Genomic DNA, 13,541 nt, shown 5'->3' on the forward strand with positions numbered 1-13,541 from the left:
CCGGATTTTTGTCAAACCTCGGGGAATTAGTTTTGCTTGCGTTGAATTGGGGTAAATGCGAGTGCACATGGCCAAGCGCTGGGGGTACCGTTCGCTTCGTAATTTCATACCGGTAATACCAGTTGGTCGCAACTCCTCAACCAAGGACTCCCTGATGTCATCTCTTCCCGCATCTGCCGAGGTCGCCGGCGCGGCGCCGGCGCTGGCCAGCGAAACGCCGGCCGAGGCCGCCGTCTACCGCAAGGTGGCCTGGCGCCTGCTGCCCTTCATCATGGCCTGCTATGTGGCGGCCTACCTGGACCGGGTGAACGTGGGCTTCGCCAAGCTGCACATGCTGGCCGACCTGCAGTTCAGCGAGGCCATGTACGGCCTGGGGGCGGGGCTGTTCTTCATCGGCTACTTCTTCTTCGAGGTGCCCAGCAACATGCTGATGCACCGCATAGGCGCCAAGGCCACCATCTCGCGGATCATGATCATGTGGAGCCTGATCTCGGCGGCCATGATGTTCGTGAGCACGCCCACGCAGTTCTACGTGCTGCGCTTTCTGCTGGGCGCGGCCGAGGCGGGCTTCTACCCCGGCATGATCCTGTACATGACCTACTGGTTTCCGTCGTACCGGCGCGCCCGCATGGTGGCGCTGTTCATGTGCGCGATTCCGGTCTCGGGCATCCTGGGCGGCCCGCTGTCGGGCGGCATCATGGACCTGATGCAGGGCGTGGCGGGGCTGCGCGGCTGGCAATGGCTGTTCCTGCTCGAGGCCATTCCCTCGATGATTCTGGGCCTGGCCGTGCTCTGGTACCTGGACAACGGCATCCGCGCCGCACGCTGGTTGACCGAGGCGGAAAAGACCCTGCTGGAGCGCAACATCGCCCGCGAGAACGCCAGCAAGAGCGATAGCCATGTGACGCTGCGCGCGCTGTTCTCCGACCCGCGCATCATCAAGATGGCCCTGATCTGCTTTTGTACCGTCATGGGCCAGTACGGCCTCACGTTCTGGCTGCCCAGCCTGATCCGCCAGTCGGGCGTGGAGGGGGCCTTTCACATCGGCCTGCTGACGGCCGTGCCGTTCTCGGTGGCCGTGGTGTCCATGAACCTGGTCAGCCGCAGTTCGGACCGCATGCGCGAGCGCCGCTGGCACCTGATCGTGCCGTTCTGCGTGGGCGCAGCGGGCCTGATGCTGTCGGCCATCTTCAGCGGCAACGTCTATCTGTCGCTGGCCGCCCTGGCGCTGGCCGCGGGCGGCAGCCTGGCGACCTCTCCGCTGTTCTGGAGCCTGCCCACGGCCATCCTGTCCAGCGCGGGTGCGGCAGCCGGCATTGCGCTGATCAACTCCTTTGCCAACCTGGCCGGCTTCATCAGTCCCTACATGATCGGCCTCATCAAGGATGCGACACAGAGCACCAATGCCGCCATGTTCGTGCTGGCCGGCGTGCTGCTGTTCGGCGCCTTCCTGACCTATACGGTGCCGGCCAAGCTGGTCAACAAGTAGAGGCACCAACGCCGCACGACCACACGACCACACGACCACACGACCCACGACCATGCGGCAGCGGTGCGCAGTCGCTAAGATCAGCGCACCTGCCGCCCCCGACCCCGAGACCTGCCAACGCATGGAACCCAGCACCGCTTCCAGTCCTTCCGCCAGCACCGCCGTTGCCGGCAATGCCGCCCGCGTGATCCGCGAGTGGATCGAGGGCGGCGTGTATCCGGTGGGCGCGCTGCTGCCGTCGCAGCGCGACCTGTCGGAGCAACTGGGCATCAGCCGGACCTCGCTGCGCGAAGCGCTGTCCACGCTGCAGGGGCTGGGCCTGGTCGTGGCGCGGCCCGGCAAGGGCATGTACGTGACCGAGGCCACCGACGCCCCGGCCTCTGGCGCAGAGGCCTGGCGCTTTGCCGACTCGCATGCGCTCACCGATGTCTATCAGCTGCGCTATGCGCTGGAGGGCTTTGTCGCACGCCTGGCCGCCCTGGTGGTGCAGCCCGAAGACGTGGCGGCCCTGCAGGCCAACCTGCAGGCCATGCAGCAGAGCATCGAGCTGGCCGATTTCGTGCAGGCCACGCGCCTGGATTTCGAATTTCACCTGCAGATCGCCACCATCTCGGGCAACCATGCGATTGCCGACGTGCTGCGCGGCAGCGGCGAGGTCATGCAGGAAAGCCAGCGCCTGCCGTATTACAAGCGCGGCGCGCGCCATGCGACCGCCGAGGAGCATGCCGCCATCATCGAGGCCCTGTCCCAGGGCCGGCCCGAACTGGCGCAGCAGGCCATGGCCACGCACATCGTGCAGGCTGCCCAGCGTGCGGGCGTGCACTTTCCCACCGGCCTGTAGGCGCGCCGGCACGAGCCCGATCGGCCGGGTTTTTGGCCTTACCATCCTTGGCGCAACGCATTTTTTCCCTCTCTACAGACCGCCACGGATGCCGATCCATGACAAGCCAAGGAAATGAACTCTGCATACTGGCAGACGCCCTCGCTGCGCAGCGCGAAGGACTCTTGCAGACATGGCGCAAGGCCGTCAGGCGGGACCCGGCACTGACCGCCGGCGAGGCGCTTCCCCGCACCCAGTTGAACGATCACATTCCGGCCGTGCTGGCCGCGTTCGAGCAGCAATTGCGGGCCCTCGGCGGTGCCCCGGCAGGCGCTGCCGAGCCGCCGGTCGATGGCGAGCAGGCCGCCGCCCACGGCCTGCACCGCTGGCAACAGGGCTATGACCTGCATGAAGTCGTGCGCGAGCTGGGCCTGCTCAACGAAGTCATGGTGGCACAACTGGAGGCCTATGCCGAGGAGCATCCCGATGCGCATGGCGCCATGCCCGTTGCGCGCAAGGCCTGGGCCGCCACCTACACGCGCGACGTGCAGGACAGCAGCACCCAGTATTTCCGCCTGCAGCAGCAGGAGGCCGAGGGCCATGTGCGGGACCTGGAAGCGGCGCTGCATGACGTGAGCACGCTGGACCTGCAGCGCTCGCAACTGTGGGAGCAGGTCGCGCATGACCTGCGCAGCAACGTCGGCGTGGTGGCCAATGTGACGCATGGCCTGGGCATGCAGCATGCGCCGGCGCAGTCGCGCGAGAAACTCCTGCGCATGCTGGACCGCAACGTCCAGTCGCTGCGCCATCTGCTGGATGACGTGACGGAGCTGGCCAAGCTGCACGCCGGGCGCGAGCATCGCCAGCTGACCTCCTTTGACGCAGCCGAGGTGATCACCCATCTGTGCGAGGGGCTGCAGGCCCTGGCCAACGATCGCGGCCTGTACCTGCACCTGCAGGGGCCGGGCACGATGCCGGTGGAAGGGGATGCCTTGAAACTGCGCCGCATCGCGCAGAACCTGATACTCAACGCGCTCAAGTACACCCAGGAGGGCGGTGTCACGGTGAAGTGGGCTCTGGGCGATGGGGAGGACCGGCGCCGCTGGATGCTCTCCATCGGGGACACGGGCCCTGGCATGGCGCCTGCGGCGCCTTTGGTTGCCGCCCTCAAGCAGGCCACGGACATGGACCCTTCGGGCCACCTGGGGACGGCGGCGTCCGGGGAGGTCCGCACCGGGGGCGCGCCGCAGCAAGGCGGTGCGGCGGCCAGCTACCGCAGCGGCGCAGGCGAGGGGATCGGCCTGTCCATCGTCAAGCGGCTGGCGGAATTGCTGGACGCCACGATCGAGGTGCAGTCGGCCGCGCAGACCGGCACGACCTTTCTTCTGTTGTTTCCGCTGCGGTATGCCGACGAGTGACCGATAGCCGGGCCAGAAGATGAAAAAACGGGCACACAGGCCCGTCGTTTCGAGTGCGGGGTGCGGCCTGTGCCGCCGCCCCTGAGTCCGATGCTCAGGACTCTTCTTCCATCTGCGACTGCAGGTAGTTCTGGATGCCGACCTTGTCGATCAGGTCCAGCTGGGTTTCGAGGTAGTCGATGTGCTCCTCGGTATCGTCCAGGATCTTTTGCAGCAGATCGCGCGAGACATAGTCGCGCACGCTTTCGCAGTGGGCGATGCCGTCCTTGATGGTCTGCTGCGCGGTTTTCTCGCTGCTCAGGTCGCAAGCCAGGGCTTCGGGCACGTCCTCGCCGACTTGCAGCTTGCCCAGGTCCTGCAGGTTGGGCAGGCCGTCGAGCACGAAGATGCGGTCCATGAGCCAGTCGGCGTGCTTCATCTCGCCGATGGACTCCTTGTATTCCTTCTTGGCCAGCTTGTCGAAGCCCCAGTGCTTGTACATGCGGTAGTGCAGGAAGTACTGGTTGATGGCCGTCAGCTCGTTCTTGAGCTGGGCTTGCAGCCAGGTGATGACTTGTGCGTCGCCTTGCATGGGGAACTCCTTTGTTGTACGTGGGGGACCGCGCCGATCGCCGGCCGCTATAGGGGTGGATTGTCTAGGGTTTCTGCGTCAGATCAAGCAAACCCCTGTTATCGCGCATTGGCTGCTTATGAGGCGCGTTCTCGTTTGCGGGCCGGCTGCCGACGCGGCTGCGGGGTTGCTGCATTGCCTTGTCATATTTCGGCCCAAAATAGCCTCTTCAGGCCGGTGGCAGGCTGGTCAAGCCCGCAGGCCTGGAGACCAAGGATGTTCACATAGTTTTTGGCAATCGGATGAATTCAATCAATTCATTGGATCAATCGATTGCCTGGGCCTAGACTTCGTCCTGTGTTCACTCACCAACCACAAAGGAAACAGCAATGTCCGTGATCAACACCCAAATCAAGCCCTTCAAGACGCAGGCCTTCAAGAATGGCAAGTTCATCGAAGTGACCGAAAAGGACGTCCTGGGCAAGTGGGCCGTGTTCTTCTTCTACCCCGCTGACTTCACCTTCGTGTGCCCCACCGAACTGGGCGACGTGGCCGACCATTACGACGAACTGCAAAAGCTGGGCGTGGAAGTCTTCTCCGTGTCCACCGACACCCACTTCGTGCACAAGGCATGGCACGACACGTCGGACACCATCCGCAAGATCAAGTACACGATGCTGGGCGACCCCACCTGGGAAATCAGCAACAACTTCGAAGTCCTGCGTCCCGGCCAGGGCCTGGCTGACCGCGGCACCTTCATCGTCGATCCCGATGGCGTGATCCAGGCCGTGGAAATCACCGCCGAAGGCATTGGCCGCAACGCCGTCGATCTGCTGCGCAAGGTCAAGGCTGCCCAGTACGTCCGCAACCACCCCGGTGAAGTCTGCCCCGCCAAGTGGGAAGAAGGCGACAAGACCCTGGCTCCGTCGCTCGACCTGGTCGGCAAGATCTAAGCGGTACACCGCTTCCTGTTCACAGTTGAACTGTTGAAGACGCCCGGGTGCCTGGCGCCCGGGCTTTTTTTTCCGAAAATTCGTATTTCCCTAGGAGTCCGACATGCTTGACAACAACCTGAAAGCCCAATTGCAGGCCTACCTGGAGCGCCTGCAGCGTCCGGTGGAGCTGGTGGCTTCGCTGGATGACAGCCAGGGTGCGCGCGAGCTGAAGGAACTGCTGCTGGAAATCCGCGAGCTGAGCGACAAGATCACCGTCGTCGAGCACAACGACGCCGAGGTGCGCAAGCCCTCGTTCCTGATCACCAATCCCGGCGTGGACAGCGGCGTGCGTTTCGCCGGCGTCCCCCTGGGCCATGAATTCACCTCACTGGTGCTGGCCCTGCTGCAGGTCGGCGGCCATCCGTCCAAGGAATCGGCCGAGCTGCTGGAGCAGGTGCGCAATATCGACGTGCCGCTGCACTTCGAGACCTATTACTCGCTGTCCTGCCACAACTGTCCCGACGTGGTGCAGGCGCTGAACCTGATGTCCGTGCTCAACCCCAAGATCAGCCATACCGCCATCGACGGCGGGCTGTTCCAGAAGGAAGTCGAGCAGCGCGAAGTCATGGGCGTGCCCACCGTCTTTGTGAACGGCGAGCGCTTCGGCCAGGGCCGCATGGAGCTGGCCGAGATCGTGGCCAAGGTCGATACCGGCGCCGCTTCGCGTGAAGCGGCCAAGATTTCCGCCAAGGATGCCTTCGACGTGCTGATCGTCGGCGGCGGCCCGGCCGGCGCGGCGGCTGCCATCTATGCGGCACGCAAGGGCATCCGCACCGGCATCGCCGCCGAGCGCTTCGGTGGCCAGGTGCTGGATACCGTGGACATCGAGAACTTCATCTCGGTCTCCAAGACCGAAGGCCCGCAACTGGCCGCCGCCATGGAGCGCCATGTGCGCGACTACGAGGTGGACATCATGAACCTGCAGACGGCGTCCAAACTGATTCCGGCCGCCACGGAAGGCGGGCTGATCGAGGTGCAGACCGCCTCGGGCGCCAGCCTCAAGGCCAAGACGGTCATCCTCTCGACCGGCGCGCGCTGGCGCAACATGAACGTGCCGGGCGAGGACAAGTACCGCACCAAGGGCGTGACCTACTGCCCGCACTGTGACGGTCCCTTGTTCAAGGGCAAGAATGTGGCCGTCATCGGCGGCGGCAACTCGGGCGTGGAAGCGGCCATCGACCTGGCCGGCATCGTGCGCAGCGTGACGCTGCTGGAGTTCGCCAGCGAGCTCAAGGCCGACGCCGTGCTGCAAAAGAAGCTGCGCAGCCTGCCCAACGTCACGGTCATCCTCAACGCCCAGACCACCGAGGTCAACGGCGATGGCAAGAAGGTCACCGGCCTGACCTACAAGGACCGCACGACGGAAGAGGTCAAGACCGTGGCGCTGGAAGGCATCTTCGTGCAGATCGGCCTGCTGCCCAACACCGACTGGCTCAAGGGCACGGTGGAGCTGACACGCTTCGGCGAGATCGTGATCGACGCCAAGGGCCACACCAGCGTGCCCGGCGTGTTCGGCGCAGGTGACTGCACCAACGTGCCGTACAAGCAGATCATCATCGCTGCCGGTGCCGGCTCCACGGCTGCGCTGTCGGCCTTCGACCACCTGATCCGCCACTGACCAGCCATTGACCAGTTGCTGCTCCGCCATGGCGCGGAGCAGGCGGAGAAAGGGCCCGGATGCCATGGCATCCGGGCCCTTTTTTCATCGCCCTGCCAGGGGCAAAACACCTGGCGCAGCAAGGGGAGGGTGGGGCTATTTTTCATGCCCGCGTCTTCAGGCGCGGGCCTTGTCGCTGTGGGTGTCGCACAGATAGCTGCCTGGCGGCACGCGGCGCCAGCAGGGTTTGTTCCGGGGACCATGCGCCAGATCAAACCAATAAATGAGAACTATTCGCATATAATTTTTCTTCATCCAGCCAGCACATGACGCGCCAACGGCTGGCGGGCCACCCGCCAGCCGTTGCAAGCAGAAGCCAGCTCTCGCACATCCATGTTGATCAGAGAGAGAGGGCTTCGCAATGGCTTACGACTTCGCAATGCAATCAAGCGCCCGGCGGGCGCGTCATCCCCTGGCCGCCGCCTGCGCGCTGCTGTGCGCCTCCGCTGCCCTGGCCCAGGATCCGGGGCAGGCCGCCGCAAACGTTGCAAATGCCGGGGATGCCGACACGCAATTGCTGGCGCAGGCCGCGTCCGGGGCACGGACCCGTGCCCCGGCCCTCAAGGAGATGGTGATCAGCGCCTCGCGCGAGGTGCAGGACCCTGACACCCTGCCCATGAGCATCGACGTGATCGACGCCGGCCGCATGGAACGCGAGCAGGCCAGCGACATCCGCGAGATGGTCAACCTGCTGCCCAATGTCGAAGTGCCGCGCGCCCCGGCGCGCTTCTCGCTGGCGACCTCGTCGGCCGGGCGTGACCAGAACAGCGGCTTCAACATCCGTGGCCTGGACGGCAACCGCGTGCTCATGCTGGTCGATGGCGTGCGCCTGCCGCGCAGCTACAGCTTCAGCGCCAACAGCTTCGGCCGCGACTACCTGGACCTGGGCCTGGTGCAGCGCGTGGAAATCCTGCGCGGCTCCACGCCGGCGCTCTATGGATCGGACGGCATGGGCGGCCTGGTCAACTTCGTGACCGTGCAGCCGGACGATCTGCTGGGCAAGGACAAGCGCATAGCCGGCCGCGTGGCTGCCGGCTATGACGGCTCGGACAACGGCCGCAAGCTGGGCGCCACCGTGGCGGGCCGTGCCAGCCCCGAATGGGCATGGCTGCTGTCGGCGGGCCTGGGCCGCTCGCACGCGCTGGAGAACATGGGCACGAACAACGTGACGGGCGCGGCGCGCACCACGCCCAATCCCGAGAAAGACCGCAGCGAGTCGCTGATGGGCCGCCTGGTCTTCACGCCCAGTGCCGTGCAAAAGCATGTCTTCACCTTCGAGAACGTGGACAAGCGCGCCGACTACGCCCTGCTGTCCGCGCGCTCGGCTACCGTGGCCAATTCCGACTCGCGCACCGACATGAAGCGCTGGCGGGCCAGCTGGCAGGGCCAGTGGCAGCAACTGGGCACGGCGCTGGCCGACGAACTGCAGCTGATGGCCAGCTACCAGAAGTCCGACGCGCGCGAATTCGTCACCGAGACGCGCATCGGCCTGCCCTACCGCGAGCGCGACGTGACCTATGACGAGGACGCGATCCAGCTGCACGCCCAGGCCAGCCGCCTGCTGCGCTGGAGTTCTTCGGCCAGCGGCAAGTTCACCTACGGGCTGGACTACCTCCGCAACAAGGTGGTAAACGCGCAAAACGGCATCACGCCGCCCGTGGGCGAGAGCTTCCCGCTCAAGCGCTTCCCCGACACCACCGAAAGCGCCACCGCCCTGTTCGCCCAGGCCGAACTGCACAGCGGCCCCTGGAGCGTGACCCCGGGCCTGCGCGCCGAGCACTACAGCATCAAGCCCCGGCAGAACGGCTTTGTGCCCACCGTGGTCAGCAACTCGGACTCCGCGCTCTCGCCCAAGCTGGGCGTGATGCTGCAGGCCAGCCCGGTCTGGTCGGTCTATGGCAACTATGCGGCGGGCTTCCGGGCGCCCAACGCCGGGCAGATCAATGCCTTCTTCGAGAACCCGGTGGCGTTCTACCGGAACATTCCCAACCCCAATCTGCGGCCCGAAAAGAGCCAGACCTTCGAGCTGGGCCTGCGCGGGCGCATGGACAGGCTGCGCCTGGACGCCGCCGTGTTCACGGGGCGCTACAAGGACTTCATCGTTGACCAGCAACTGGTTGCGGGCCAGCCCGGCAACGCGGCCAACCCCGCCATCTACCAGTCCATCAACGTGGGCCGTGCCCGCATCAGCGGCTTCGAACTCAAGGCCGACTACGACTGGGGCCGCTGGGCCGGCGGCGACTGGCAGACGCGCCTGGCCTATGGCTATACCGACGGCAAGGACACGCAGTCCGACAAGCCGCTGGACACCATCTCGCCCCAGCAACTGGTGCTAGGCGTGCGCTATGAGCGCTCTGCCGTGGGCGTGCAGTTCAACGTCTCGCACTGGAGCGGCAAGAAGGCCGGCGACGTGTCCAACGGCAACGCCGCCTGGCTCAGCCCCTCGGCCACCGTCGCCGACCTGAGCGCCCAGTGGCGCATACGTCCCGACCTGCGCCTGAACGCCGGCATCTACAACCTGACCGACAAGAAGTACTGGCGCTGGGCCGATGTGCGCGGCCTGGCTGCCAGCACGGCGATTGCCGACGCCTACAGCCAGCCCGGCCGCCATGTGCGGGTGTCGATGGTCAAGGATTTCTGAAGCATGCGCCTGTGGCGCGGGCGCATGCATGTGCAACGCTGCCAACTGAAACGCAAGGAGAACCCCATGCATCCATCCAAGAGTGAGAGCCTTGCCCAGGACGAGGAATACCTGCTGCCCGAGAACGAGGCCGCGCTGGCTGCCACGCTGGCCCTGATGACCGGCTTCGGCCACGGCTGCTGCGACACCCATAGGCCGGCCATGGCCGCCCGGGTGGCCGAGCAGCTCGAAAACCTGGCCTGCGCGGGCGGCTTGTCCCATGACATGCGCGCCCTGCTGGGGCGGCTGCAGCAACGCTGGCAGGCAGTGGCCGATGCGGGCGCGCCATCGCGCTCGCACCGCGCCGTGCCCGATGCCGGAGTCGCCCTGCCTGGAGTCCATGCAGCCCAGCCGGTGCCCCATGCGCTCTGGCACGCACCGCTGGACACCCTGCAATGAGCAGCGCCGTCCACGATGCCGAGGAGGGCGGGCTCCTGATTCCCGTCGATGCTCCCGCAGTCCGCCAACGCTTTGCGCGGGCGCGCCAGGGTGGCCTGCGCGCCAAGGAGGCCGCCGATTCCCTGGGCCTGCCGGAAGGCGCCGCCATTGCCGCGCATGCGGGCCAGCATGAGGGCAGCCTCCAGGCCGTGCCGCTGCGCGCCGAATGGCTGGCCATCCTGAAGGGTTTGCAGGACTGCGGCCCCGTGATGGCGCTGACGCGCAACGAGTCCACGGTCCACGAAAAGACGGGGGTCTACCAGAAGCTTTCGGCCAACGGCGGCGTGGGCCTTGCCCTGGGCCGCGACATCGACCTGCGAATGTTCTTTGCCCAATGGCATGCCGGCTATGCCGTGACCGAGCAGCCTGCCCAGGCCGGCAGGCCAGCCATGCGCAGCCTGCAGTTCTTCAATGCGCAGGGCCGTGCCGTGCACAAGGTCCATGCGCGCGAGTCCACCGACCTGCTGGCATGGGAGGCGCTGGTGCAGCGTTTCGCCGAGCCCAGCGCTGGTTACCTGTTCCGCCATGCCCGCCCGCGTGCGCTGCCGCAGGCCGACGAGGCCATCGACGTGCCCGGCCTGAGCACTGCCTGGGCCGCCATGCAGGACACGCATGAATTCTTCGATCTGCTGCGCCGGTTTGGCGCCGAGCGCCAGCAGGCCTTCCGCCTGGTGCCCGGCCACTGCGCGCGGCTGGCGCCCGAGTCCGTTGCCCAGTTGCTGGGCGATGCGGCCGTGGACGGCCTGCCCATCATGGTCTTCGTGGACAGCGGCGGCTGCATACAGATCCACACCGGCCCCGTGCACAACATCCAGCCCATGGACACGCCCGGCGGCGCACAGTGGATCAATGTGATGGACTCGGATTTCAACCTGCATCTGCGCTGCGACCTGATCGCCAGCGTCTGGGCCGTGCAAAAGCCCACGGCCGATGGCGTGGTCACCTCGGTCGAGGCCTTCGATGCCCAGGGCGACCTGATGGCCATGTTCTTTGGCGAGCGCAAGCCGGGCCGGGCCGAGCTGCCGGGTTGGCGCGAACTGGTGGCAGGCCTGCCGCGCCTGGCAGCGCAGGCGCTGGCCTGAGCGCACCCAGGCCCTGAAAACAAAGATCCGGCCCTGCGTCGGGCCGCGTCAGAGGTGCACGGTGGCAGCCACCAGCTTGCCCACCAGCGGACGCACCACCATCACGCAGACAAAGGCCACGGGCATGGCCAGCACATAGGCCTGTATCACGCGCCGCAGGTAGTCGGCGCCCAGGCCGCTGTTGGCGCCGACGATGGCGCAGCACATCAGAAACGCCATGATTGCCGACATATAGAAGGCAAAGACGATGGGTGCGAAGCGGCGGTGCAGCTTGCGGCTGCGGGGGGCTGCAGGGGAAATGGAGGCAGAGGTAGATGCGGAGGTAGGAGGCATGGACACGGATCCGGTCAGGCCGCTTGTCGATTCGGCGCGGCAAGTGCAGGACTGTAGGCAAGGCCCGTGCTGCCGTGTAGAGGGCTGCAGCTTGGTGCACTCGTAAGCTATATTGATGAATTGATTTTTCATCCATAGTTTTTTGTGCCTAATCTGCGCTCCATCGAGACCTTCGTCAAAGCCCTGGAAGGCGGCTCCATTGCCTCGGCTGCGCGCCAGCTGGGCATTTCTCCGGCGGCGGCCAGCCAGAACATCGCCCGGCTGGAGCGCGAGCTGGGCACGCGGCTGATCACGCGCACCACGCGATCCATGGCGTTGACCGAGGCGGGCGAGCGCTATCTGGCGCGCGTGGGCCCCGTGCTGCAGGAACTGGAAAAAGCGCAGTCCGACCTGTCCCAGCTGCACGGCGAGTTGCAGGGCCGGCTGCGCATCGCCTGCATGGCAGCCTTTGGCCGCCATGTGCTGGCACCGCTGCTGCCGGCCTTTGCCGCGCAGCATCCCCGGCTGGAGCTGGAGTTGCTGGTGGTGGATAGGCAGGTGGATGTGCTCAAGGAAGACGTGGACATCAGCGTGCGTTACCGCGATGTGCTGGAGCCCGGCATGGCCGTGCGCCAGCTGGCGGCCGTGCCGCGCGTGCTGTGCGCATCACCGGCCTATCTGCAGGCCCATGGCAGGCCACGGACGGCCCAGGATCTGCTGGACCATGCCTGCCTGCTGTACCGGCGCGAGGCAGATGGCCGCTTCATGCGCTGGCCGTTTTCACGCGACGGCAAGCGCGTGGACCCGCAGCTGCGCGTGACCGCCATCGCCAGCGACGTGGATGCCCTGACCGAGATGGCCGTGGCCGGGGGCGGCATTGTCTGGATCGGCAGCTTCATTGCCCACCGCTACATGCGCGAAGGACTGCTGCAGCCGCTGGCCCTGGGCCCGGCGCGCAAGGGGCAGCTGCATTTCGAGGACACCACGCTGGATTTCTTCGCCTGCTTTCGCGACCGCCAGTACGTGCCGACCAAGGTGCGTGCCCTGGTGGACTACCTGGTCGAGACGCTGCCGCAGCAGCCCATGCTGCGCTGGAACGTCCCGGCCTGAGCAGCGCAGGGGAGGCTAGTGCCCCAGGTGCTGGGGCAGCACCTCCTGCAGGATGGTGGTGGCGATTTCCTCGATGGACTTGGTCGTGCTCGACAGCCACGGTATGCCGCTGCGGCGCATCATGGATTCGGCCTCGGCCACCTCGTAGCGGCAATTGACGAGGCTGGCGTACTTGGAGTCGGGCCGGCGTTCGTTGCGGATGCTGGACAGGCGCTGCGGATCGATGGTCAGGCCGAACAGCTTCTTGCGCGAGGGCACCAGGGCGGGCGGCAGCTGCTTGCGCTCGAAATCCTCGGGGATCAGCGGGTAGTTGGCCACCTTGAGGCCGAACTGCATGGCCAGGTACAGGCTGGTGGGGGTCTTGCCGCTGCGCGACACACCGACCAGGATCACGTCGGCGCCCGTCAGGTCCTGGTGGGTCTGGCCGTCGTCATGGGCCAGCGTGTAGTTGATGGCCTCCATGCGCTCCAGGTACTCCTTGCTCTCGCTGATGTCGGCGAAGCGGCCCACGCGGTGCAGCGATTTCTGGCCCAGCTCCAGCTCCAGCGGCCGCACGAAGGTGCCGAACATGTCGAACACCTTGCCCTTGCACTGGCTCTCGATCAGGTCGAGCATGTCCTGGTTGACCAGGGTGGTGAAGACGATGGGCTTGTGGCTTTCCGACTCGGCCACATGGTTGATCTGGCGCACTGCCTGGTGCACCTTGTCCATGGTGTCCACGAAGGGGATGCGGACCAGGCGCGACTTGGTGTCGAACTGGGCCATGATGGCCGTGCCGAAGGTCTCGGCTGTAATGCCAGTGCCATCGGAGATGACGAAGATGGTGTGGGTGTGCATGGTGGTCGGACTCTGGACAGGGGGGCTGCCGTCGGTTCACGGCAAACGCCTACAATGGCGCCCATTATTCCCAATTTCCCATCCATGCTCGCTGCCGGCCTCCAACCAGAACAGCAAAGCCTCGCGCATGCCTGCGTGGATGGATCGACCGTG

General features: G+C 65.8%; 12 protein-coding genes. 9 read left to right on the forward strand and 3 right to left on the reverse strand.

The genetic code is table 11. The annotated features are described in order from the left end of the window. Positions 1-154: 154 nt before the first annotated feature. From AC57B5_RS26685 to AC57B5_RS26695, 3 genes are all read left to right on the forward strand, one after another. On the forward strand, positions 155-1,489 hold the full coding sequence (locus tag AC57B5_RS26685) for an MFS transporter (protein ID WP_013801125.1): 1,335 nt from the start codon (positions 155-157) through the stop codon (positions 1,487-1,489). 121 nt (positions 1,490-1,610) lie between these two features. Continuing rightward, entirely contained in the window at positions 1,611-2,330 is a 720-nt protein-coding gene (locus tag AC57B5_RS26690) for a FadR/GntR family transcriptional regulator (RefSeq protein ID WP_034396394.1), read from the forward strand. A 98-nt stretch (positions 2,331-2,428) separates the two neighbouring features. Further along, the gene (locus AC57B5_RS26695; protein WP_013801127.1) at positions 2,429-3,727 is read left to right on the forward strand and encodes a sensor histidine kinase; all 1,299 of its coding nucleotides are present in this window, start codon (positions 2,429-2,431) and stop codon (positions 3,725-3,727) included. Positions 3,728-3,821: 94 nt separating this feature from the next. Here AC57B5_RS26695 and bfr read toward each other — a convergent pair whose 3' ends face one another. Next, positions 3,822-4,298 carry a bacterioferritin gene (bfr, locus tag AC57B5_RS26700; RefSeq protein WP_448676588.1) on the reverse strand — a complete coding sequence of 159 codons (477 nt, stop codon included), beginning with the start codon at positions 4,296-4,298 and terminating at the stop codon, positions 3,822-3,824. Positions 4,299-4,666: 368 nt separating this feature from the next. Between bfr and ahpC the strand changes: the two genes are divergently transcribed. The 5 genes from ahpC (at position 4,667) to AC57B5_RS26725 (ending at position 11,129) form a co-directional block, all read left to right on the forward strand. After that, a complete protein-coding gene (gene ahpC / locus AC57B5_RS26705) occupies positions 4,667-5,230 on the forward strand; it encodes an alkyl hydroperoxide reductase subunit C (RefSeq protein WP_012206871.1) in 564 nt (187 codons plus the stop codon). Positions 5,231-5,333: 103 nt separating this feature from the next. Then, complete coding sequence (gene ahpF / locus AC57B5_RS26710; protein WP_012206870.1) at positions 5,334-6,890, forward strand: alkyl hydroperoxide reductase subunit F; 1,557 nt, start codon at positions 5,334-5,336, stop codon at positions 6,888-6,890. Positions 6,891-7,290: 400 nt separating this feature from the next. After that, a complete protein-coding gene (locus AC57B5_RS26715) occupies positions 7,291-9,570 on the forward strand; it encodes a TonB-dependent hemoglobin/transferrin/lactoferrin family receptor (RefSeq protein ID WP_496400644.1) in 2,280 nt (759 codons plus the stop codon). 66 nt (positions 9,571-9,636) lie between these two features. Further along, on the forward strand, positions 9,637-10,008 hold the full coding sequence (locus tag AC57B5_RS26720) for a hypothetical protein (RefSeq protein ID WP_043796613.1): 372 nt from the start codon (positions 9,637-9,639) through the stop codon (positions 10,006-10,008). Further along, positions 10,005-11,129, forward strand: coding sequence for a hemin-degrading factor (locus tag AC57B5_RS26725; protein ID WP_496400645.1), 1,125 nt, complete (start codon positions 10,005-10,007; stop codon positions 11,127-11,129). Before AC57B5_RS26720 ends, AC57B5_RS26725 begins: the two co-directional genes overlap by 4 nt. A 48-nt stretch (positions 11,130-11,177) precedes the next feature. On the opposite strand, the gene AC57B5_RS26730 is transcribed toward AC57B5_RS26725, so the two are convergent. After that, on the reverse strand, positions 11,178-11,462 hold the full coding sequence (locus AC57B5_RS26730) for a DUF2798 domain-containing protein (RefSeq protein ID WP_192366332.1): 285 nt from the start codon (positions 11,460-11,462) through the stop codon (positions 11,178-11,180). A 144-nt stretch (positions 11,463-11,606) separates the two neighbouring features. On the opposite strand from AC57B5_RS26730, the gene AC57B5_RS26735 reads away from it, so the two are divergent. Continuing rightward, positions 11,607-12,551, forward strand: coding sequence for a LysR family transcriptional regulator (locus AC57B5_RS26735; protein WP_043819159.1), 945 nt, complete (start codon positions 11,607-11,609; stop codon positions 12,549-12,551). Between the two features lie 15 nt (positions 12,552-12,566). On the opposite strand, the gene ppsR is transcribed toward AC57B5_RS26735, so the two are convergent. After that, the gene (gene ppsR, locus AC57B5_RS26740; protein WP_012206864.1) at positions 12,567-13,388 is read right to left on the reverse strand and encodes a posphoenolpyruvate synthetase regulatory kinase/phosphorylase PpsR; all 822 of its coding nucleotides are present in this window, start codon (positions 13,386-13,388) and stop codon (positions 12,567-12,569) included. Between the last annotated feature and the right edge of the window lie 153 nt (positions 13,389-13,541).

The organism is Delftia sp. BGA-UO-ETr-SB1, from assembly GCF_059567865.1.